Here is a 20,798-nt window from a genome sequence, read left to right as displayed (position 1 = left end):
AATTGTCATGAGTGACCACCGCAATCTGACCCGCGAAAAGCTGGCCCATCTGATCGGCGAGACCGAGCAGACGCTAAGCGAGCTGAAACAGGAGATGGAGCGGCGCGACGAAGCCGCGCAGCACCGCGAGCTGGACCGGCTGGAGGAACATCTCGACCACGCCGAAAACGGGCTGCGCACCGTGCGCGACTTCTTCCGCCTGCTGACAGCCGAATTGCGCAAATCCGGGCAGAGCTGACCCCGCTCGCAGCCGGCCTGAGCCTGCGGCTCGGCCCGGCTTATGGATGGGGGCGGCTGCGTCTCAAAGTTCAAGAACACATATGCCGGTCTGGGCTTCTGAGCCGGACATTTTATCGACGATGACAAGCGCCGCCCCTCAGGGCGGCGTTTATCGTTCGGCAGAGCCACGATTCGTGTTATCCTAAAAATCATCATTGATTCATCCGGTTAACCGATTTCCGCGCCTGGCGCTTGCATGTTCAGTCACGAAGGACCGCGCCGATGACCATTCACCAGCGAACCGACAGCGACGGCATCACACATCAGGTCTGGGCGCAAAGACAGCCTGCATCCTGTGCCATCGCGTCGATGTGGATGGCGAAGTCCATCGCCCAGCAAATGACTCTCGCGGAAGGAGAATGGGCGCTCGCCGCGCGGACCTTCAGTTTCGTGGTAAAGGGATTTTGTCTGGGTGAGGTCGCATTAGGCGACTGGAACGCAGTCAGCATTCCTGCGCCGCAGACATTCATGCCGAGCAGTGAAAAGAGCCGTCAGAACCAGAACACAATGGCGAACATGTACGGGAGCTTTGGGACTAGCGTCTCTCAACTGATTGCCGCATTGAGGGCGCAGTCGCTCAGGGTCGAGTTGCAGGAGAGCAAACATCTCTTGCATCAGTTGCTGGTGACCAACACTCCTTCTCACCATCTCGAACCTCTCGCCTTGCCGGTGGACCCGCTAAAGCTGAGCGACGACAGGCCAGCGATAAGCTTCCTCCACTGGATCTATCAAGCACATCGTGTCGGCGGACATTTTGTCGTGGCCGCTCGTGAGGCTCGAAATGGACGGATAGTCTTTCTTGAGCCTTGGGGGGGCGTCGTGCGCGAAGTCCCGAATAACGGGACGTATCCCGGTGGCGGAGCGGCGAGGGGGGTATTCAGCACGCATCTCTATTTATCAGCGTGAGCCGGGTCGACTGCAAAAACCATATGCCTGGAACGTTCAAGATCGTCCGGTGACGTGGGTGATACAACCGCGCTGAAGGGCTGTCGGCGCATTGCTTCCCTGCACCAACAGCGCTCTCAAGCAAAACTCTTCCACGCCCTACAGCATCAGCGCCTTCGGGCGAGGACGACCTGCTTCCGCGCGACAATCCCTCTTCATCAACCATAACTCACCCGCTTCCCAACCCGCGCCACAGCGCATATGGTCCCGCGCGGAACAGGGAACGACTCGAGGCGGAATGGCCCATATCATCGTCGTGGGAAACGAGAAGGGCGGGTCGGGCAAGTCCACCACCTCGATGCATGTCGCGACCGCGCTTGCCCGGATGGGGCATCGCGTGGCGGCGCTCGATCTGGACATAAGGCAGCGCAGCTTCGGCCGCTATCTGGAGAACCGGGCGCATTTCATCCAGACTGAGGGGCTGGACCTGCCCATGCCCACGCTCGGCGCGCTGAATGCGCAATCGCCCAATGACACCGATCCCCTCTCCGAGGCGATGGCGGTGCTGGAGCCCGATCACGATTTCATCCTGATCGACTGCCCCGGCTCGCATACGCGGTTGGCGCAGATGGCGCATATGCTGGCCGACACGCTCGTCACGCCGCTGAATGACAGCTTCATCGATTTCGACCTGCTGGCGCGGATGGCGCCCGACGGCAAGGTGCTGGGCCCGTCCATCTATGCCGAGATGGTGTGGTCGGCGCGGCAGGGGCGGCAGGCGGCGGGGGCCGGGCCGATCGACTGGATCGTGCTGCGCAACCGGCTCGGCTCGCAGCAGATGCACAACAAGCGCAAGGTCGGGACCGCGCTCGGCCAGCTCTCGAAGCGGATCGGGTTCCGCGTCGCGCCCGGCTTTGCGGAGCGGGTGGTGTTTCGTGAGCTGTTCCCGCGCGGGCTGACGCTGCTGGATCTGAAGGATGTCGGCACGGAGAGCCTGTCCATGTCCAATATCGCCGCCCGGCAGGAGCTGCGCGAGCTGATCGCGACGCTGGACCTGCCCGGCGTGACGGTGAGTTTCTGACCCCGCGGCAGCCGCCGACGGCTGACTAGAGCGCCCGCCAGCCGATATCGCGCCGACAGAACCCCTCGGGCCAGTCGATTGCGTCGATCAGCCCGTAGGCGCGCTGATGCGCCTCGGCCAGCGTCGCCCCGCGCCCGGTCGCGGCCAGCACCCGGCCGCCCGTCGCCACGACCCGCCCGTCCCGCTCGTCAGTACCGGCATGGAACAGCATCTGGAAACTGCCCTCCGGCAGGCGGTCGAGCGCGCGGATCTCGCTGCCCTTCTGATAGGCGCCGGGATAGCCATTCGCGGCCATCACCACCGTCATGGCGTGATCCTCGGCCCAGTTGACCGTCATCTCCGCCAGCCGCGCCTCGGCGCAGGCATGAAGCAGGTCGAGCACCTGCGCACCCAGCCGCATCATCAGCGCCTGGCATTCGGGATCGCCGAAGCGGACATTATATTCCACCAGCCGCGCCTGCCCGTCCGCGATCATCAGCCCGGCATAGAGCACGCCCTGGAACGGCGTGCCGCGCGCCGCCATCTCGGCCACGGTCGGCCGGATGATCCGCTCCATCACCTGCTGCTGAATCGCGTCGGTCAGCACCGGCGCGGGGGAATAGGCGCCCATGCCGCCGGTATTGGGGCCGGTATCGCCTGCGCCCACGCGCTTGTGGTCCTGCGCGGTGCCGATGGGCAGGCAATTCGTGCCGTCGGAGAGGACGAAGAAGCTCGCCTCCTCGCCGGACATGAACTCCTCGATCACCACCTCGGCGCCCGCGTCACCGAAGGCGCCGTCGAAGATCATCTCCACCGCGTCGAGCGCCTGTTCCTCCGTCTCGGCCACGACCACCCCCTTGCCGGCGGCCAGCCCGTCGGCCTTGACCACGATCGGGGCGCCCTCGGCACGGATGTAATCCTTAGCGGCGGCGGCGTCCGAAAACCGCGCCCAGGCGGCGGTGGGCGCGCCGCAGGCCTCGCAGATTTCCTTGGTGAAGGCCTTCGACGCCTCGAGCTGTGCGGCCGCTTGCGATGGGCCGAACACGAGCATCCCCGCCGCCCTGAGCGCATCCGACACCCCCGCCGCCAGCGGCGCCTCGGGGCCGATCACCACGAAGTCGATGGCGTTTTCCTGCGCGAATTCCGTCACCGCCGCGCGCGACATGATGTCGAGCGACGCGCATTCCGCCACGTCCCGGATCCCGGCATTGCCCGGCGCCACGATCAGCCGGTCGCATTTCGGGTTCTGCCGGATCGCCCAGGCAAGCGCATGTTCCCGCCCGCCACTGCCGAGAATGAGGATATTCATGCGTCCGCCCCTGCAAAACCTGGTGACATCACACGGCCTCTTAAAAAGTTCCGTCCGCAGGAGCAAGACCGTGGATCTGCCGCCCACTTGAAGCCTATGCGCGAACGCCGAACCATAGACACAAATCCGCATGTCTGATACGTCGCGTTGGAAAATCTCTCAAGGGGAAGGCCGCGAAGAATGGCGACTGGTTGGCGCAAGAAGCTGAGAGCAATTAAAACATCGGCGCAAGAGAACGATTTTGTCGATGAAGGTGCTTACAAGCTAGCCAAATACGTTTCGGATGGCGAGTTCTCATACGAAAAATATAGAGAAATCCAGACAATCGGCAACAAGGCGAAGATTGGAAACCAGTGGGTTCCCGAGGAGCATATCTGCATCCTTGCCAGGATCCTAAGTGAAAGGCATCCTGGACCGGTCAGATATGGGGTCTGCCACGGCACAAGGCGCGGCAAGGAGCAAGAGTGGTTTGAGAAGTACCTCGCAGATGGCGCAGATGTTTTTGGCACCGAGATTTCGGATACTGCGACAGATTTTCCAAAAACCATTCAATGGGATTTTCATGAGAGAAAGGCCGAGTGGGAAGGTCGTTTCGATTTCATTTATTCAAATTCATGGGACCACACGTATGATCCAAAACTCCTGTTTACGACTTGGGCATCCTGCTTGAACAAGAACGGCTATCTGATGATCGATCATGGGTGGAATTACGATCCCGATCGGGTCGATCTGCTCGACGCGTTTGGAATATCAGAGACGAATCTGATCACTTTACTGAACCGCGAATGCGCAGAATTCGGGCAGGTGGAGGATGTCATAGATGGCGGGCATCACAAGCGACTTCCAATCAGAACGATACTCTTCAAGGCGCTTTCATGACATCTCGCGATAACGGGGTCGTTCTCTATTCATGTTATTTTGGTCACCACGAGCCGCTGAACATTGACTGCCTCGGGGTTTCAACAGCTGCACATAAGATTTTATTCACGGATCGCGAGGATCTGCGCGAGCTCGGTCTACCGGATGATGTGGAATGTCTTCGTTTGCCCGGCGACGACGCCAAGACAGCATCGCGGCTGCCCAAGATCTGCCCGCATCTGGTGCTTCCTGAGACGGCGCGATGGGCTTTGTATGTCGATAACCGCGCAATCCTGAAAGTTTCGCCAGAAATTGTCATTCAAGACCTTGAACTCCAATTCGGTAACTGCCCTTCGGGACGCTATCTCTTTAGGCATCATTCCCGCCGCGACGCCTATCGAGAGCTAAAGACCATTTTGAACAAGGGCTATATCGATCAGAGCCAGTACGATCAGACCCGAGCGCTTTTTCAGAGGTCGGGCTTGCCAACGGGCGGAAATCTTTATGTGAACACAATGATGGTTCAGAAGATGGGTGATGACAGAACTGATCGGCTTAATGAGACTTGGCTCGAATTGTTCTCCACAACATGCCCGCGCGATCAGCCGATCCTTCCTTACGTTATGTTCAAGGCCGGTTATCCCGAAAGAATTATCTCAGCAGATATCTCTGATTACATCGACTGGCCGGTGTTCAAATTCAAAGATCGGCGCCGCTACCGCCGCGAAGTGGAACAGAGCAAAGCACTCCGTCAGAAAGCATCGTGACAGATGACGGGCGCGCGCAATTGTTAGCTTGCGTCCTGCGCCTGGCTTCGGCACCCTTCGGCTTTAGCAGAGAGTAGCTGACCCATGTCGGACATGTTCGAAGACGACACCCCCGATCCCGGCGGCCCCGGCGGCAACGCTCCGCCGCTGTCGGTCTCCGAGATCTCGGGCGCGGTGAAGCGCGTGATCGAAGGCGAGTTCGGCCGGGTCCGGGTGCGCGGCGAGATCGGGCGGGTGTCGATGCCGCGCTCGGGGCATGTCTATTTCGACCTGAAGGACGACCGCGCGGTGATCGCGGCGGTGAGTTGGAAGGGACAGGCCGCCCGGCTGAGCCAGAAACCCGAGGAGGGGATGGAGGTCATCGCCACCGGCAAGCTGACCACCTTTGCCGGGCAGTCGAAATACCAGCTGATCGTGGACGAGCTGGAACCGGCCGGGGCCGGCGCGCTGATGGCGATGCTGGAAAAGCGGCGCAAGGCGCTTGCCGCCGAAGGGCTGTTCGATGCTGCGCGCAAGCAGCCCCTGCCCTTTCTGCCGCGCGTGATCGGGGTCGTCACCTCGCCCTCGGGCGCGGTGATCCGCGACATTTTGCACCGGCTGCGCGACCGTTTTCCAAGCCATGTTCTGATCTGGCCGGTGGCCGTGCAGGGCGCGGCTTCGGCCGGTGAGGTCGCGGCGGGCATTCGCGGCTTCAACGCGCTTGCGCCGGACGGGCCGATCCCGCGCCCCGATCTGCTGATCGTGGCGCGCGGCGGCGGCTCGATCGAGGATCTGTGGGGCTTCAACGAGGAAATCGTCGTCCGCGCCGCCGCCGAGAGCGCCATCCCGCTGATCTCGGCGGTCGGGCATGAGACCGACACCACGCTGATCGATTTCGCCGCCGACCGCCGCGCGCCGACGCCCACGGCGGCGGCGGAAATGGCGGTGCCGGTGCGGCGCGAGCTGGGGCTGCAATTGCAGCAGGCGCGGTTGCGGATGGGGCAGGCGATGGGCCAGCGGCAGGAGCGGATGGCGCAGCGGCTGGTGGATCTGGCGCGCGCGCTCGGCCGGCCGCAGGCGCTGACCGAGGGCGCGCGGCAACGGCTGGATTTTCGCGGCGGCACGCTGGAGCCGGCGCTTCGCAACCTCGTCAATCGCCGCCGCGACCGGCTGGACGGGTTGCGGCTCGGCCCGGCGATGCTGGGGCGGCTGACCGAACGCGCGCGGACTGCACTTGGCAATCTGACCCGGCATATGGGCGTGGCCGCGCAGGGGGCCAACACAAGGCGGCGCGACCGGCTGGACGGGCTGGGGGCGCGGCTGGAAAACGGCCGCAACCGGGTGCTGGCCGATGCGCGCCGCGAGACGGCGAAAGGCCGCGACCGGCTGGCGCCGCTGTCGGCGCGGCTTCAGGCGGGTTTCGCGCGCGGCATGGCGCAGCGCGATGAGGTCTTGCAAAGGCTGGACCGGATGCGTGTCTCGCTCGGCTACCGGCAGACGCTGGAGCGCGGCTTCGCCGTGATCCGCGACACGGAGGGCGCGGTGCTGACCACCGCGCAGGCCGCACAGGACCGCGCCCGGCTGGAGATCGAGTTCGCCGATGGCACGCTGCCGGTGCGCAGCGACCGCGACCCTCAGGGCTCGCTGTTCTGATCGGCGGGCGTCGGGGGAGGCGGTCTCGGCCGTTCGTCCCATGCGCCCGAGAGAATCCGCGCCGCGTCGCCCTTGGGATCGTCATATTGCCGGGCGTGCAGCGACCACAGGAATGCCCCAAGACCTGCCCCGCCGAGCAGGATCGAGACCGGGATCAGCACCGCCAGGATCTCCATCAGCGCAGCCTCAGCGCGTTGAGCGTGACCGAGACCGAGCTGGCCGACATCGCCAGCGCCGCCATCAGCGGCGTGGCCTGGCCGGCCATCGCGACGGGCACGGCCAGCAGGTTGTAGCCAAGCGAGATGGCGAAATTCTGCGTCATCCGCCGCCGTGCCTGCTGGGCCAGGCCGAGTGCCGCGGCCACCGGGCGCAGATCCTGCCCGGTCAGCACGATGTCGGAGGCCACCCGCGCCGCATCCAGACCCGTCGCGGGAGAGATCGAGACATGCGCCCCGGCGAGTGCGGCGGTATCGTTCAACCCGTCGCCCACCATCAGCACCTTCGCCCCCTGCCGCGCCAGATCGGCAATCCGGGCCTGCTTGCCCTGCGGAGAGATCTCCGCGCGATACGCCGAAATGCCAAGCCGCTCCGCCGTGCCGCGCACCGCCGGGGCGGCGTCGCCGGAGAGCATCATCACCTGAATGCCCTGCAAGCGCAGCTCCGCGATGCATTCTGCGGCGCCGGGTCTTGGCGCATCGGCAAAGCGCAGCACCACCGGTGCCGCCCCTTCCACCGCCAGCAAGCTGCGCGGGCCGTCGGCGGCGGGGCTGTCTGCCGGTGCGCGACCGCCCTCGGCCCAGCTTGCCCGGCCAAGCCGCACCCGCCTGCCCTGCCAGACCCCCTCCACCCCATAGCCGGGCCGTTCGCGCAGCCTGTCCATCGGCGCCGCCACCACGCCCTGCTCACCCAGCACGGCAGAGATCGCGGCGGAGAGCGGATGGGCCGAGCCTGCCGCCATCGCCAGTGCGACCGGGCGCAGCGCGTCGGGCAGATCGTCGGGGTTCAGCCAGTCCGGCCGGCCGAGCGTCAGCGTGCCGGTCTTGTCGAACACCACCGTATCCACCTCGGCCAGCCGTTCGAGCGCGGTGCCGTCCTTGATGAGCAGGCCGCGCCGGAACAGCCGCCCCGAGGCCGCCGTCACCACCGCCGGCACGGCCAGGCCGAGCGCGCAGGGGCAGGTGATGATCAGCACCGCCGCCGCGACATTCAGCGCCAGCCGCGCATCACCGCTCTGCCACAGCCAGACGCCGAAGCTGAGCAGCGCCAGCAGATGCACCAGTGGCGCGTAGAGACGCGCGGCGCGCTCGGCCAGCGAGGCATATCGCCCCCGCGCGGTCTCGGCCATCGCCACCAGATCGGCCAGACGTGACAGGGCGCTGTCCCGGCCTGCCGCGACGACACGCAGATCCAGCACCCCGGTCAGGTTGATCTCTCCCGCCGACAGCATCGCGCCCGGCCCGGCCTGCACCGGCAGGCTTTCCCCGGTCAGCAGCGCGCGGTCGATCTCGGACATGCCGGCCACCACCTCGCCATCGGCGGGCAGCCGGGCACCGGGGCGCACCCGGATCAGCTCGCCCGGCACCAGATCGGCGACATTCACAACCCGCTCGCCCCCGTCGCAGATCCGCACGGCGCGCGGCACTTCGAGCGCGGTCAGCTCCTCGGCGGCGGAGCGCGCAATGGCGCGGCTGCGGAAATCCAGATAGCGCCCGACCAGCAGAAAGAAGCACAGCATCACCGCCGCGTCGAAATAGGCGTGGCGGCCGGACTGCGCGGTCTCGAACAGCGAGATCGCGGTGGCAAGGATCAGCGCGAGCGAGATCGGCACATCCATCCCCAGCCGCCCGGCCCGCAGCGCGGCCCATGCGCTGGCGAAGAAGGGCTGTCCGGCGAAGGCCACGGTCGGCACGGCGATCGCGGCCGAGATCCAGTGGAACATGTCCCGCGTCGGCCCCTCGGCCCCGGACCAGACGGCGACCGAGAGGATCATGATGTTCATCATCGCGAATCCCGCAACGCCGATCCGCATCAATATGTCACGCCCCTGCCGCGCCGCGGCCCCGCTGGTGACGGCGCTGCCGTCCAGTTCGAACGCCTCGTAGCCGATGGCGTGCAGCACCGGAATGAACTCGGCCGCCTGCCGTCCCGGCGCGTCGATCATCACCCGGCGCAGGGTCAGGTTCACCCGCGCGCCGCGCACATCGGGCGCGGCCATCAGCGCGCGCTCGATCGCGGCGATGCAGGCGGCGCAATGCGCGCCTGGCACGGAGAGCAGCAGATCCCCCTGCCGCAGCCCGCGCCCCGCCACCCGCTCCGCCATCGGGGCGGCTGTGCAGGCCGGACAGGCGCTGATTGCGGCACGCTCGCTGCGATGGGCGCTGATCTCAGCCATGTCAGCGCGCCACCATGCTGCCGGGAAACCCCGACAGGCGCTGCCGGAAGTCCGTGCCGTCCGGGGCCCTCGCCGCGACATGCAGCACCCAGGCACCCGGCGGCAGGTCCACCTCTGCGCGCCAGACCCCGCCCGCGCCCCGCATCTCGAGCGATCTGTCGTCTCGGCTCTGTGTCGGGCGGCCGATGGTCACGCTGAGATCGCTGAGCGCGGCCGGCAGGCCCTGCGCATCGCGGATCGCCAGCGTCAGGGCCTGGCCGTCATAGACCGGCGCGACCTGCCAGCCGAGCGCCTGCTGCGCCGCACGCGCGCGGTCGAATTGCTGCGAGGCGACATAGGAATTGGCCACCTCCAGCCCCGGAAAGCTGCGCAGCGCGGTGACGGCCATGGTCAGGTTGGCCGCGATCACCACCCCGAACAGCGACAGAACGAGGCCGAGCATGGCGGTCGCACCGAGCGCCCGGCGGCGCAGGAACAGCAGGAACGGCGCCAGAAACAGCAGCGCCACCAGCACCACGAGGATCAGGCTGGCGACACCCGGCGGGATCTGCGAGACCAGTTTCATCGCTCAGTCCTTTCCGTGAAACACCGTGCCGACCGTGGCTTGCGCGCCACCCGCATCGCGCACCACCAGCCGCAGATCCGAACTGTCCGCCCGGCTCAGCGGCGTTCCCGGCCCGGCGGTCAGATAGATGCGCAGGCTGGCCGTGGCATCGGGCGGCACGGCGATGCGCCCGCCTGCCGCGCCTTCGATGCCCAGCGTCAGGCCGGGGATCGCGCCCCCCCGGTCGTCGGTCACGGCGACGGTGTATGCCATCTCTTCACCCTGCTTGTTGCGCAGGCGCAGCGCGTAGATGTTGCGGATCGCACCGTCCGACAGCGTGACGAACAGCGGATTGCGCTCCGGCGTGACGTTCAGATCGAAGGGCGCGCGCATCAGCAGCGCCAGCAGCAGAACCACGCCGATCCCTGACCACAGCGTGAAGTAAAGCAGCGTGCGCGGGCGCAGCACATGGCGGATCAGGCTATCGCCCTCCTGCCCGGTGCGCTCGGCGGTCTCGTCCTTGAGCGCCATGTAGTCGATCAGCCCGCGCGGCTTGCCGATCCGGTCCATGATCTCGTCGCAGGCATCGATGCACAGCGCGCAGGTGATGCATTCGAGTTGCTGGCCGTCGCGGATATCGATGCCCATCGGGCAGACATTCACGCAGGCGAAACAGTCGATGCAGTCACCCTTCGCACCGGGCGGCTGATCGGATTTGGTCGGCTCGCCGCGGCGGATCTTGCCGCGCGCTTCGCCGCGCCATTCGCGGTAAGCGACGGTCAGCGTGTCCTCATCCATCATCGCGCCCTGGATGCGCGGCCAGGGACAGGCATAGATGCAGATCTGTTCGCGCATGAACCCGCCGAAGACGAAGGTGGTCAGCGTCATGATGATGATGGTCGAATAGGCCACCGGATGCGCCTCGCCGCGCAAGAGATTGCCCATCAGCGTCGGCGCATCGGTGTAGTAGAATACCCAGGCTCCGCCCGTCGCCAGTCCGATCACGAGCCACAGCGCCCATTTCGTGAGCCGGAGCCGGATCTTGCGCGCGTCCCATGCCGACCGGTAAAGCCGGATCTGCGCGTTCCGGTCGCCCTCGATCCAGCGTTCGACATGGGTGAAAAGGTCGGTCCACACGGTTTGCGGGCAGGCATAGCCGCACCAGACCCGGCCGAGCGCCGAGGTGAACAGGAACAGCCCCAGCCCGGCCATGACCAGCAACCCGGCCACGAAATAGAATTCATGCGGCCAGATCTCGATCCAGAAGAAGAAGAAGCGCCGATTTGCCAGATCGACCAGAACCGCCTGGTCTGGCATGGCCGCGCCGCGATCCCAGCGGATCCAGGGCGTGACGTAATAGACCGCAAGCGCGATCCCCATGATGATCCATTTCAGCCGGCGGAACCGGCCATGGGCGGCGCGCGGAAAGATCGGCTCGCGGGCGGCATAGAGCTGCGGCGGATGGGACTCCGGGTTCGACATGACGTGATTCCTGTTGCGCGTCTCTGGCATAGCGCCGATCCGGCGCGGGCGACTTGACCTGCATCAAACCGGGCGGCAATCGCCCGGCCCCGTCCGCGTCCCGATCAGGCGCATGCCGCACAGAGGATGCCCGCCTCGCCGCGGTTGCTGACCCCTTGGCGTGGCGGGCATCACTGCCTTTTCGGGATGCCGGCCCCTCTTGAAACGCGCGAACAGGACGAGGGACCGGCACCATCCCGGCGACCGCAGCCGCCGGAATTCACATGGCTCATTCACCGCCGCCGAGGCTGTGGACATAGTAGGACACGGCGCGGATCTCGTCCTCGGACAGGCGCGGCGACCAGCCGGGCATCACCCCGAAGCGCGACTGCGAGACGGATTGCCGGATCGCTGCCTCTGACCCGCCATAGAGCCAGATCGCATCGGTCAGATCCGGCGCGCCCTGCATCCGGTCGCCGCCGCCATCCGCGCCGTGGCAGGCGGTGCAGTTCTCGGCGAAAACCCCCGCGCCGCGTTCAGCCGAGGCGGCATCATGGTCCTGACCCGACAGCGCCAGCACATGCTGGGTCACGTCGTCGATCTGCGCCGCCTCCAGCAACCCGTCCGCCCCGAAGCGCGGCATTTCCGAATAGCGCGCGTCGGGATCGTCGGTGGTGCGGATGCCGTGGGTGACGGTGGTGTGGATCTCCGCCAGCGAGCCGCCCCAGAGCCAGTCATTGTCCAGCAGGTTCGGATAGCCCCGCGCGCCGGCCGCCCCCGATCCGTGGCATTGCGCGCACCAGGTCGCGAACACCGCGCGGCCCGCATTCATCGCATAGCTGGACAGTTCCGCATCCGCGCCGATCTCCTCCAGCCCGACCGCGGCAAGCCGGGTCTGAACCGCCCCATTCGCCGCATCGAACCGCTGGATCTCGGCCGCGACCTCCTTGCGGTAATCCGTGCCCAGCAGACCCTGCGTCGCCCCGTTGATCAGCGGCCAGGCCGGGTAGAACAGCGTGTAGAGCACCGACCAGATGATGGTGGCATAGAAGGTCCACAGCCACCAGCGGGGCAAGGGGTTGTCGTATTCCTCGATCCCGTCCCAGCTGTGCCCGGTCGAGGAGACCTCTGCGATCATCCCGCCGGCCTTCTGCTTGCCGGTGCGCGGCCCGGCGCGGCGGGGCTTATGCAGGTTCTTGCCCTCTGCCTCTCCGGTCGGGTGGGCCAGGATCTCGGCCTTGTGCTCGGCGTCGGCGGCGCTGCGCTCCAGCCCGATGCGGTTCTCGGGGTTCTGCTTGCTGTCGGTTTCGTCGTCTCCGGCCATCATCCGCGCTCCCGAACGTCGCGGCCTGCCCCGGCGGGGCGGGTCTCGTTGCGGAAGATGCTGGCGGCGGCGGCGTCATGCGCCTTGCGCGCGCCGGGCCGCCAGACCCAGACCAGAACCCCCAGGAAGATGAGGCACAGCCCCAGCAGGGCCCAGCTATCGGCGAATTGGCGCATCAGACCGTAGGTATCCATCGCGCGCTCCTTAACGGGTCGGATCGGGTTCAAAGGTCGAGAAATCGACCAGCGTGCCGAGCATCTGCAGATAGGCGATCAGCGCATCCATCTCGGAGATGCCGGGATTGCCGTCGAAATTGCGCTGCTGCATCTTGGGATAGCGCGCCTCCAGCCCCTCGCGGTCGCCATAGGGATCGGCCTGGGCCATGAAATCGGCCCGCGCGAGCTGGATCATCTCGTCGCTATAGGGGACGCCGACCATCGACTCGGTGCGGATGCGTTGCACGATATCCTCGCCGGTCAGCATCCGGTCCTCGAGGAAGCCATAGGACGGCATGATCGATTCCGGCACCACGGATCGCGGATCGCGCAGATGGTCCAGATGCCATTCGTCGGAATAGCGCCCGCCGACCCGTGCCAGATCCGGCCCGGTGCGTTTCGAGCCCCACTGGAACGGGTGATCATACATCGATTCCGCCGCCAGGCTGTAATGGCCGTACCGCTCCACCTCGTCGCGCATCGGGCGGATCATCTGGCTGTGGCAGACATAGCAGCCCTCACGGATATAGATGTCGCGCCCGGTCAGCTCCAGCGGCGAATAGGGCCGCATCCCGTCCACCTCCTCGATGGTGTTGTCGATATAGAAGAGCGGCGCGATCTCCACGATGCCGCCCACCGTGACCACCAGGAAGGAAAACACCAGCAGCAGCGTCGCGTTGCGCTCCAGGATCTTGTGTCGTTCGAGAATTCTCATGGCGCGTCCCCCCTCACTCGGCCGGCACGGTGACGGCGGCGGGCCGGGCGCGGTCCTGCCGCGTGACCGTGGCCCAGAGGTTCCAGGCCATGATGACCCCTCCGGCCAGATAGGCCGCCCCGCCCAGGAAGCGGACCACGTTCATCGCGTATTTGGCCTGCACCGTGTCCGCGAAGGCGTTCACCAGGAAGCCCTGGTCATCGACCTCGCGCCACATCAGCCCTTCCATGATCCCCGAGACCCACATCGACGAGGCGTAGAGAACCAGTCCGATCGTCGCGAGCCAGAAATGCCAGCTCACAAGCTGCGCGGAATACAGCCCGGCCCGGCCCCAGAGCCGCGGCACCAGGTAATACAGCGCGCCGAAGGTGATCATCCCGTTCCAGCCAAGCGCGCCGGAATGGACATGGCCGATCGTCCAGTCGGTGTAATGGCTCAGCGAATTGACCGCCTTGATCGACATCATCGGCCCTTCGAAGGTGGCCATGCCGTAGAAGCCAACGGCGACCACCATCATCCGCAGCACCGGATCGGTGCGCAGCTTGTCCCAGGCCCCTGACAGCGTCATCAGCCCGTTGATCATCCCGCCCCAGCTCGGCATCCACAGCATGATCGAGAACACCATGCCGAGCGTCGAGGCCCAGTCGGGCAGCGCGGTGTAATGCAGGTGATGCGGACCGGCCCAGATATAGAGGAAGATCAGCGCCCAGAAATGGATGATCGACAGCTTGTAGGAATAGACCGGGCGCTCGGCCTGTTTCGGGATGAAGTAATACATCATCCCAAGGAAGCCGGCGGTCAGGAAGAAGCCCACGGCGTTGTGGCCATACCACCACTGCGTCATCGCATCCTGCACCCCGGCGAAGACCTGCACCGATTTCGCCCCGAACAGGCTGACCGGGACGGACAGGTTGTTGATGACATGCAGCAGCGCGATGGTCACGATGAAGGACAGGTAGAACCAGTTCGCGACGTAGATATGCGGCTCGCGGCGGCGCAGGATCGTGCCCAGATACACGACCAGATAGACCACCCAGACCAGGGTCAGCCACCAGTCCACATACCATTCCGGCTCTGCATATTCCTTGGACTGGGTGGCGCCGAGGATATAGCCCGTCGCGGCCAGCACGATGAAAAGCTGATAGCCCCAGAACACGAACCAGGCCGCGTTCCCGCCCCAGAGACGCGCCGCGCAGGTCCGCTGCACCACGTAGAACGAGGTCGCGATCAGCGCGTTGCCGCCGAAGGCGAAGATGACGGCCGAGGTGTGCAAGGGCCGCAGCTTGCCGAAATTCAGATAGCCCTGCGCGGCATCCGAGAAATTCAGCGCGGGCCAGGCCAGTTGCGCGGCGATGGTGACGCCGACCAGGAAGCCCACGATCCCCCAGAACACGGTGGCGATCACACCGGCGCGAATCACCCCGTCCTGATAGGCGGTTTCGTCAATTGCGGGCCGCGGCTCGCCGGTGCGGCGCAGATAGAAGATGAACAGCCCGGCGCCGCACAGCATCACGATGGCCATGTTCACCGTATAGGCCGCATCGCGCCCGTAATTCGCCGCGATCGCGGCCAGAAGCGTCACCAGCCCCAGCAGGATGAGCTTGACGTAATCCGACATCTGTTCCTGTCCCCTTTCCGGCTCACGAAAGGCAACCGGCGCGCCCGGCCTGCGCGCGCCCCGGTCATGTTCGCAGGAACCAGTGCTACCGGCCGGCGGCGGCGCGCACCTTGATCTGGGTCAAATCGCAGCGACAGGTTTCCGGCTGTGCTGCGCCACGCACCGACCCGCGGCCGAGACCGCTTGCGCGACGCCCCGGATCGGTCGCAGACTGGACCACAGGGGACGAAAGGATATGCCCATGGCCTACAAGACGATTCTGACGGTCCTGTCCACCGAGGGGCAGACGGCCCAGCTTGACGCCGCCATCGGCCTGGCGCGGCGCGAGGATGCCCATCTCGACGTGTTCTGCCTCGGCATCGACCATTCCCAGACCGGGTATTACTACGCCGGCGCCTCGGCCTATGTGTTCCAGGAAAGCATCGACGCCTCGATGGCGGCCGCCGAGAAGCTGGAGGCCCAGGTCCGCGACCGGCTGGCGCGTGAGGATCTGCGGTGGTCGGCGGACAGCGCGGTGGCGCAGGTCGGCGGGCTGACCACGCTGATCGGCATGCGGGCGCGGTTTTCCGACCTGGTGGTGCTGACCCGCCCTTACGGCGAGAACGCGGCACCCGATGCCGAGGCGGTGACCGAGGCCGCGCTGTTCGAGGGCGCGGCTCCGGTGCTGATCGTGCCCCATGCCGGTCTGCCCGAAGGCTTCGGGCGCAAGGTGATGATCGGCTGGAGCCAGTCGGAGGAGGCGCTGACCGCGGTGCGCCGCGCCTTGCCGCTGCTCAAGGCTGCCGAACAGGTCGAGATCACCGTGATCGACCCCTCGCCGCACGGGCCGGAACGCGCCGATCCGGGCGGTGCGCTGTGCCGGATGCTGACCCGGCACGGAGTCACCTGCGACATCGCCGTGCTGGCCCGGACCCTGCCCCAGACCAGCGACATCCTTAATCACCGCGCAACGGAGATCGGCGCCAACCTCATCGTCCTTGGCGCCTACAGCCATTCCCGCTTCCGCGAGGCGATCCTGGGCGGCACCACGCGCAACATGCTGGGCAAGACCGGATTGCCGGTGCTGATGGCGCGCTGATCCGCGCCCGTCCGGGCATCTTCTTCACCGAAATACCCTGGGGGGAGGCCGCAGGCCGGGGGGCAACGCCCCCCCCCTTCTCCCGACCTCAGACGAATTGCTCGCGGGTCAGCCGCTCCTCCAGACCGTGACCGGGATCGAAGAGCAGCCGGTGCCGGATCGACGCCTCGGACCGGATCTCGACCGAATGAACCGAATCCACCCCGCGGGAATCGGCATCCGCCATGACCGGGCGTTTCTCCGGCTCCAGCACATCGAACCGCACCACCGAGGACTGGCGCAGGATCGCCCCGCGCCAGCGGCGGGGCCGGAAGGCGGCGATCGCGGTCAGCGCCAGCACATCGGACCCGACCGGCAGGATCGGCCCGTTGGCGCTGTAATTATAGGCTGTGGACCCGGCGGGCGTGCAGAGCAGCGCGCCATCGCAGACCAACTCCTCCATCCGCACTTTGCCGTCGACGGTAATGCGCAGCTTCGCCGCCTGCGGCCCCGCGCGCAGCAGGCTGACCTCGTTGATGGCCAATGCGGTATATTCGCGCCCGTCGGCGGTGAGCGCGGTCATCGACAGCGGGTTGGTCACCGCGGCCTCGGCTTGGCGGATCCGCGCCGGCAGATCCTCCTCCGAGAACTCGTTCATCAGGAACCCGATCGTGCCGCGATTCATCCCGTAAACCGGCAGGCCGCGATTCTGATGCATCACGTTCAGCATCAGCCCGTCCCCGCCAAGTGCGACCACCACCTCGGCCTCGCGCCAGGGGGTCTGGCTGTGGCGGGCGATCAGCCGGGCAAGCGCGGATTGCGCGGTGTCGGTCTCGCTGGCGATGAAATGGATCCTCATGCCGGGTATCATGGCCCGCCTGCCGGGCTTGTCCAGCGGCAATCTCGCGCAAGGTCTTTGCCGGGCCGGAAAAAGCCGCTACACCCCACGGCAATGCCAGCCAAGGAGCCGCCCATGAATCGCGACCAGTTCTTCACCGAGACGCTTTCCGCAGCCGATCCCGACATCGCCGCCGCCATCGACAAGGAGCTGGGCCGGCAGCGCGACGAGATCGAGCTGATAGCCTCGGAAAACATTGTCAGCCGCGCCGTGCTGGAGGCGCAGGGATCGGTGCTGACCAACAAATATGCCGAAGGCTATCCGGGCAAGCGCTATTACGGCGGCTGCCAATATGTCGATATCGTCGAGAACCTGGCCATCGACCGCGCGAAAGAGCTGTTCGGTGCCGAATTCGTCAATGTGCAGCCCAATTCCGGCAGCCAGATGAACCAGGCGGTGTTTCTCGCCCTGCTGAAGCCGGGCGACACCTTCATGGGGCTGGACCTGAATTCCGGCGGCCATCTGACCCATGGCTCGCCCGTGAACATGTCGGGGAAATGGTTCAACGTCGTCAGCTATGGCGTGCGCGAGAAGGATCACCAACTGGATATGGGCGAGATCCGCGACAAGGCGCGCGAGCATAAGCCGAAGCTGATCTTGGCCGGCGGCACCGCCTATAGCCGGGTCTGGGACTGGGCGGCGTTCCGCGAGATCGCGGATGAGGTCGGCGCCTATCTGATGGTGGACATGGCCCATATCGCCGGGCTCGTCGCGGGCGGCGCGCATCCCTCGCCGGTGCCGCATGCCCATGTGGTGACCACCACCACCCATAAATCCCTGCGCGGCCCGCGCGGCGGCATCATCCTGACCAATGACGCGGATATTTCCAAGAAGATCAATTCCGCCGTCTTCCCCGGTCTGCAGGGCGGGCCGCTCATGCATGTCATCGCCGCCAAGGCTGTGGCCTTCCGCGAGGCGCTCGATCCCTCCTTCAAGGATTACGCGGCCCAGGTCGTGCGCAACGCGCAGGCCATGGCAGACGAGTTGACGCAAGGCGGCATCGACATCGTCTCGGGCGGCACCGACAACCATCTGTGCCTGGCCGATCTGCGCCCAAAGGGCGTCACCGGCAAGGCCGCCGAGGCCGCACTTGGCCGCGCCAACATCACCTGCAACAAGAACGGCGTGCCGTTCGATCCGGAAAAACCCTTCGTCACCTCGGGCATCCGTCTGGGTGCGCCCGCCGGCACGACGCGCGGTTTCAAGGAGGATGAGTTCCGCCAGATCGCCCGCTGGATCACCGATGTGGTGGACGGTCTCGCCGCCAATGGCGAGGACGGCAATGCCGAGACCGAGGCCCGCGTGGCGCAGGAGGTGCAGGCGCTCTGCGATCGCTTCCCGCTTTACGAGGGGATGTGAGGACAGACCAGTCTCGGGCCGGCGCCACCCGCCGGCTCGAACGACGATTAGGGGATTGGGCGCGCGCGCGCCTGCCCGGCCCGATCGTCGATCTGGTCATGTTCACGCTGAAAATGGGCTGGTCCGCCCTGTTCGGTGGGCTGCTGCTGATCGCGATCCTGCTCAGCAAGGCCGTCTGGCAGGCGGATTGGGTCGTCCATCGCTATGACGCGCTGTTCCTGTTCGCGGTCTCGGTTCAGGCCCTGCTGCTGATCCTGCGCATGGAGAGCAGGGCCGAGGCGCGGGTGATCCTGCTGTTTCACCTGACCGGCACGGCGATGGAGCTGTTCAAGACCTGGGCGGGGTCGTGGTCCTATCCCGAGGCCGCGATCTTCCGCATCGCCGGGGTGCCGCTGTTTTCCGGCTTCATGTATGCCGCTGTCGGATCGTTCATCGCCCGCGCCATCCGAAATTTCGAAATGCGCTTTGTCCCCTACCCGCCCTTCTGGGCCACGGTGCTGCTGGCGTTGGCGATCTATGTCAATTTCTTCGCCCATCACTATCTGTCCGATCTCCGCTGGCTGCTCTTTGCCGCGACTTTGCTGGTCTATGGGCGGACGATGATCTGGTTCGACACGGGCCGCTGGTATCGTCTGCCGATGGTGCTGTCGGCGTTTCTGGCCAGCCTGTTCCTCTGGATCGCGGAGAATATCGGCACGCGCAGCGGCACATGGCTCTATGCCGGGCAGAACGAGGCGCAGATGGTCAGCCTGGGCAAGATCGGATCGTGGTATCTGCTGCTCTATGTCAGCTTCGTCACCGTGACAATCGCCGCGCCCGGCGCGATCATCGGCGCGCGCCGGCCCGATCCCGTCGCGAGGACCATTGCCGAGGCGGAGCCGCAGGGATAGCCTGCCGGCAAGTCAATTGCAGGAGTCGATCATGGCCCAACCGCAAAGCTGGGAAAAACGCGCCGAGGAATACAGCTTCTACGGCTTCACCGACCTGCCGAGCGTCCATCAGCGCGGCACGGTCGTCGTCACCCATGGCGAGGGGCCGTATATTTTCGACACCAACGGCAAGCGCTATCTCGACGCCAATTCCGGGCTGTGGAACATGGTCGCGGGCTTCGACCACCAGGGGCTGATCGAGGCCGCCAAGGCGCAATATGACCGCTTCCCCGGCTATCACGCGTTTTTCGGGCGCATGTCAGATCAGACGGTGATGCTGTCGGAAAAGCTGATCGAGGTCTCGCCCTTTGAGCGCGGGAAAGTGTTTTACACGAACTCTGGCTCCGAAGCCAATGATACCATGGTGAAAATGCTGTGGTTTCTTGGCGGGTCGGAGGGCCAGCCGCAGAAGCGCAAGATCCTGACCCGCTGGAACTCCTATCACGGCGTCACGGCGGTCTCGGCCTCGATGACCGGCAAGCCCTATAACGAGGTGTTCGGCCTGCCGCTCGACGGGTTCATTCATGTCGGCAGCCCGCATTACTGGCGGTTCGGCGAAGAAGGCGAGACGGAGGAGCAATTCACCGCCCGCCTCGCCCGCGAGCTGGAGGAGGTCATCACCCGCGAAGGTGCCGACACCATCGCCGGGTTCTTTGCGGAACCCGTGATCGGCGCGGGCGGGGTGATCCCGCCATCGAAAGGGTATTTCCAGGCCATCCAGAAGGTGCTCAAGAAACACGGCATCCCGCTGATCGCCGACGAGGTGATCTGCGGCTTCGGGCGCACCGGGAACACCTGGGGCTGCCAGACCTATGATTTCATCCCTGACGCGATCATTTCCTCGAAGAACCTCACGGCGGGCATGTTCCCGATGGGCGCGGTGATCCTCGGCCCCGAACTTGCCGACCGTCTGGATGCGGCGGTGGAGGCGATCGAGGAGTTTCCCCATGGCTTCACCGCCTCGGGCCACCCGGTCGGATCGGCCATTGCGCTGAAGGCCATCGACGTGGTGATGAACGAGGGGCTTGCCGATAACGTCAAGCGCCTCGCCCCGCGGATGGAGCAGGGGCTGCGCGAGATCATGGAGCGGTCCAACCATATCGGGGAGCTGCGCGGCGTGGGCTATATGTGGGCGCTCGAGGCCTGTCTTGACCCGGCGACCAAGACACCGTTCGACGGCGATCTGTCGGTGTCGGAGCGCATCGCCAATACCTGCACCGATATGGGGCTGATCTGCCGCCCGCTCGGCCAGTCCATCGTGCTCTGCCCGCCATTCGTGCTGACCGAGCCGCAGATGGACGAGATGTTCGACAAGCTGGAACAGGCGCTGAACAAGGTCTTTGCCGAGGTCGCCTGAGCGCATTGCCCGGCGGACGGGTCGCGCCGCCGTCGGCCCGGTCCGGCGGCCGGCATGACGGCCCGGTCGACCGGGCGGGATGTCTCACCCCGCTTTGCCTCCCATGCCAGCGGCTTGGTGCCCGGTATGTCGGGCACAA

General features: G+C 65.8%; 20 protein-coding genes. 10 read left to right on the top strand and 10 right to left on the bottom strand.

Going from position 1 to position 20,798, the window contains the following annotated elements; all coding sequences use genetic code 11:
• The first annotated feature begins 7 nt into the window (after positions 1–7).
• The 3 genes from BLT73_RS10040 (at position 8) to BLT73_RS10030 (ending at position 2,245) form a co-directional block, all read left to right on the top strand.
• Positions 8–238 carry a hypothetical protein gene (locus BLT73_RS10040; protein WP_090523500.1) on the top strand — a complete coding sequence of 77 codons (231 nt, stop codon included), beginning with the start codon at positions 8–10 and terminating at the stop codon, positions 236–238.
• A gap of 263 nt (positions 239–501) precedes the next feature.
• On the top strand, positions 502–1,185 hold the full coding sequence (locus BLT73_RS10035) for a hypothetical protein (protein WP_090523497.1): 684 nt from the start codon (positions 502–504) through the stop codon (positions 1,183–1,185).
• A 277-nt stretch (positions 1,186–1,462) separates the two neighbouring features.
• Positions 1,463–2,245, top strand: coding sequence for a division plane positioning ATPase MipZ (locus BLT73_RS10030; protein WP_090523495.1), 783 nt, complete (start codon positions 1,463–1,465; stop codon positions 2,243–2,245).
• Positions 2,246–2,270: 25 nt separating this feature from the next.
• On the opposite strand, the gene purD is transcribed toward BLT73_RS10030, so the two are convergent.
• On the bottom strand, positions 2,271–3,533 hold the full coding sequence (gene purD / locus BLT73_RS10025) for a phosphoribosylamine--glycine ligase (protein ID WP_090523491.1): 1,263 nt from the start codon (positions 3,531–3,533) through the stop codon (positions 2,271–2,273).
• 180 nt (positions 3,534–3,713) lie between these two features.
• Here purD and BLT73_RS10020 point away from each other — a divergent pair, with 180 nt between their 5' ends.
• The 3 genes from BLT73_RS10020 (at position 3,714) to xseA (ending at position 6,790) form a co-directional block, all read left to right on the top strand.
• On the top strand, positions 3,714–4,412 hold the full coding sequence (locus BLT73_RS10020; protein ID WP_090523486.1) for a class I SAM-dependent methyltransferase: 699 nt from the start codon (positions 3,714–3,716) through the stop codon (positions 4,410–4,412).
• Positions 4,409–5,158 carry a hypothetical protein gene (locus BLT73_RS17015; protein WP_143025659.1) on the top strand — a complete coding sequence of 250 codons (750 nt, stop codon included), beginning with the start codon at positions 4,409–4,411 and terminating at the stop codon, positions 5,156–5,158. Before BLT73_RS10020 ends, BLT73_RS17015 begins: the two co-directional genes overlap by 4 nt.
• 84 nt (positions 5,159–5,242) lie before the next feature.
• Positions 5,243–6,790, top strand: a complete 1,548-nt coding sequence (gene xseA / locus BLT73_RS10010; protein WP_090523480.1) for an exodeoxyribonuclease VII large subunit — start codon at positions 5,243–5,245, stop codon at positions 6,788–6,790.
• Here xseA and ccoS read toward each other — a convergent pair.
• The 8 genes from ccoS to ccoN all read right to left on the bottom strand — a co-directional run bounded on the left by ccoS (position 6,772) and on the right by ccoN (position 15,059).
• Positions 6,772–6,966, bottom strand: coding sequence for a cbb3-type cytochrome oxidase assembly protein CcoS (gene ccoS, locus BLT73_RS10005; protein WP_090523478.1), 195 nt, complete (start codon positions 6,964–6,966; stop codon positions 6,772–6,774). The two genes, xseA and ccoS, sit on opposite strands and share 19 nt — an antisense overlap.
• On the bottom strand, positions 6,966–9,182 hold the full coding sequence (locus tag BLT73_RS10000) for a copper-translocating P-type ATPase (protein ID WP_090523475.1): 2,217 nt from the start codon (positions 9,180–9,182) through the stop codon (positions 6,966–6,968). Before BLT73_RS10000 ends, ccoS begins: the two co-directional genes overlap by 1 nt.
• A gap of 1 nt (position 9,183) precedes the next feature.
• Positions 9,184–9,747 (bottom strand): FixH family protein, encoded by a 564-nt coding sequence (locus BLT73_RS09995; protein WP_342705164.1) that lies wholly within the window; start codon positions 9,745–9,747, stop codon positions 9,184–9,186.
• 3 nt (positions 9,748–9,750) lie between these two features.
• On the bottom strand, positions 9,751–11,208 hold the full coding sequence (gene ccoG, locus BLT73_RS09990; RefSeq protein WP_090523471.1) for a cytochrome c oxidase accessory protein CcoG: 1,458 nt from the start codon (positions 11,206–11,208) through the stop codon (positions 9,751–9,753).
• A gap of 268 nt (positions 11,209–11,476) precedes the next feature.
• Complete coding sequence (gene ccoP / locus BLT73_RS09985; RefSeq protein ID WP_245727238.1) at positions 11,477–12,325, bottom strand: cytochrome-c oxidase, cbb3-type subunit III; 849 nt, start codon at positions 12,323–12,325, stop codon at positions 11,477–11,479.
• 185 nt (positions 12,326–12,510) lie between these two features.
• Positions 12,511–12,705, bottom strand: coding sequence for a cbb3-type cytochrome c oxidase subunit 3 (locus BLT73_RS09980; protein WP_090523466.1), 195 nt, complete (start codon positions 12,703–12,705; stop codon positions 12,511–12,513).
• A gap of 10 nt (positions 12,706–12,715) precedes the next feature.
• Positions 12,716–13,441, bottom strand: a complete 726-nt coding sequence (gene ccoO, locus BLT73_RS09975; RefSeq protein WP_090523463.1) for a cytochrome-c oxidase, cbb3-type subunit II — start codon at positions 13,439–13,441, stop codon at positions 12,716–12,718.
• 13 nt (positions 13,442–13,454) lie between these two features.
• A complete protein-coding gene (gene ccoN / locus BLT73_RS09970) occupies positions 13,455–15,059 on the bottom strand; it encodes a cytochrome-c oxidase, cbb3-type subunit I (RefSeq protein WP_090523460.1) in 1,605 nt (534 codons plus the stop codon).
• Positions 15,060–15,300: 241 nt separating this feature from the next.
• Between ccoN and BLT73_RS09965 the strand changes: the two genes are divergently transcribed.
• Positions 15,301–16,137: a universal stress protein gene (locus BLT73_RS09965; protein ID WP_090523631.1), complete on the top strand. Its 837-nt coding sequence runs from the start codon at positions 15,301–15,303 to the stop codon at positions 16,135–16,137.
• Positions 16,138–16,225: 88 nt separating this feature from the next.
• On the opposite strand, the gene BLT73_RS09960 is transcribed toward BLT73_RS09965, so the two are convergent.
• Positions 16,226–16,975, bottom strand: a complete 750-nt coding sequence (locus tag BLT73_RS09960; RefSeq protein ID WP_090523458.1) for an NAD kinase — start codon at positions 16,973–16,975, stop codon at positions 16,226–16,228.
• 114 nt (positions 16,976–17,089) lie between these two features.
• On the opposite strand from BLT73_RS09960, the gene glyA reads away from it, so the two are divergent.
• From glyA to BLT73_RS09945, 3 genes are read left to right on the top strand one after another with little or no spacing between them, the layout of a single operon-like run.
• A complete protein-coding gene (gene glyA, locus BLT73_RS09955) occupies positions 17,090–18,373 on the top strand; it encodes a serine hydroxymethyltransferase (protein WP_176805030.1) in 1,284 nt (427 codons plus the stop codon).
• Positions 18,370–19,263 carry a DUF817 domain-containing protein gene (locus BLT73_RS09950; RefSeq protein WP_245727228.1) on the top strand — a complete coding sequence of 298 codons (894 nt, stop codon included), beginning with the start codon at positions 18,370–18,372 and terminating at the stop codon, positions 19,261–19,263. The genes glyA and BLT73_RS09950 overlap by 4 nt, the downstream gene beginning before the upstream one ends.
• Before the next feature lie 31 nt (positions 19,264–19,294).
• A complete protein-coding gene (locus tag BLT73_RS09945) occupies positions 19,295–20,659 on the top strand; it encodes an aminotransferase (RefSeq protein ID WP_090523449.1) in 1,365 nt (454 codons plus the stop codon).
• The last annotated feature ends 139 nt before the right edge of the window (positions 20,660–20,798 follow it).

It is taken from the genome of Paracoccus isoporae (assembly GCF_900101865.1).
Taxonomy (GTDB): Bacteria; Pseudomonadota; Alphaproteobacteria; order Rhodobacterales; family Rhodobacteraceae; genus Paracoccus; species Paracoccus isoporae.
This window is presented reverse-complemented; position numbering and strand designations above follow the sequence as displayed.

Coding starts and splice junctions, on each gene's coding strand:
- BLT73_RS10040 (WP_090523500.1), top strand. CDS start 8: ATGAGTGACCACCGCAATCTGACCCGCGAAAAGCTGGCCCATCTGATC.
- BLT73_RS10035 (WP_090523497.1), top strand. CDS start 502: ATGACCATTCACCAGCGAACCGACAGCGACGGCATCACACATCAGGTC.
- BLT73_RS10030 (WP_090523495.1), top strand. CDS start 1,463: ATGGCCCATATCATCGTCGTGGGAAACGAGAAGGGCGGGTCGGGCAAG.
- purD (WP_090523491.1), bottom strand. CDS start 3,533: ATGAATATCCTCATTCTCGGCAGTGGCGGGCGGGAACATGCGCTTGCC.
- BLT73_RS10020 (WP_090523486.1), top strand. CDS start 3,714: ATGGCGACTGGTTGGCGCAAGAAGCTGAGAGCAATTAAAACATCGGCG.
- BLT73_RS17015 (WP_143025659.1), top strand. CDS start 4,409: ATGACATCTCGCGATAACGGGGTCGTTCTCTATTCATGTTATTTTGGT.
- xseA (WP_090523480.1), top strand. CDS start 5,243: ATGTCGGACATGTTCGAAGACGACACCCCCGATCCCGGCGGCCCCGGC.
- ccoS (WP_090523478.1), bottom strand. CDS start 6,966: ATGGAGATCCTGGCGGTGCTGATCCCGGTCTCGATCCTGCTCGGCGGG.
- BLT73_RS10000 (WP_090523475.1), bottom strand. CDS start 9,182: ATGGCTGAGATCAGCGCCCATCGCAGCGAGCGTGCCGCAATCAGCGCC.
- BLT73_RS09995 (WP_342705164.1), bottom strand. CDS start 9,747: ATGAAACTGGTCTCGCAGATCCCGCCGGGTGTCGCCAGCCTGATCCTC.
- ccoG (WP_090523471.1), bottom strand. CDS start 11,208: ATGTCGAACCCGGAGTCCCATCCGCCGCAGCTCTATGCCGCCCGCGAG.
- ccoP (WP_245727238.1), bottom strand. CDS start 12,325: ATGATCGCAGAGGTCTCCTCGACCGGGCACAGCTGGGACGGGATCGAG.
- BLT73_RS09980 (WP_090523466.1), bottom strand. CDS start 12,705: ATGGATACCTACGGTCTGATGCGCCAATTCGCCGATAGCTGGGCCCTG.
- ccoO (WP_090523463.1), bottom strand. CDS start 13,441: ATGAGAATTCTCGAACGACACAAGATCCTGGAGCGCAACGCGACGCTG.
- ccoN (WP_090523460.1), bottom strand. CDS start 15,059: ATGTCGGATTACGTCAAGCTCATCCTGCTGGGGCTGGTGACGCTTCTG.
- BLT73_RS09965 (WP_090523631.1), top strand. CDS start 15,301: ATGGCCTACAAGACGATTCTGACGGTCCTGTCCACCGAGGGGCAGACG.
- BLT73_RS09960 (WP_090523458.1), bottom strand. CDS start 16,975: ATGAGGATCCATTTCATCGCCAGCGAGACCGACACCGCGCAATCCGCG.
- glyA (WP_176805030.1), top strand. CDS start 17,090: ATGAATCGCGACCAGTTCTTCACCGAGACGCTTTCCGCAGCCGATCCC.
- BLT73_RS09945 (WP_090523449.1), top strand. CDS start 19,295: ATGGCCCAACCGCAAAGCTGGGAAAAACGCGCCGAGGAATACAGCTTC.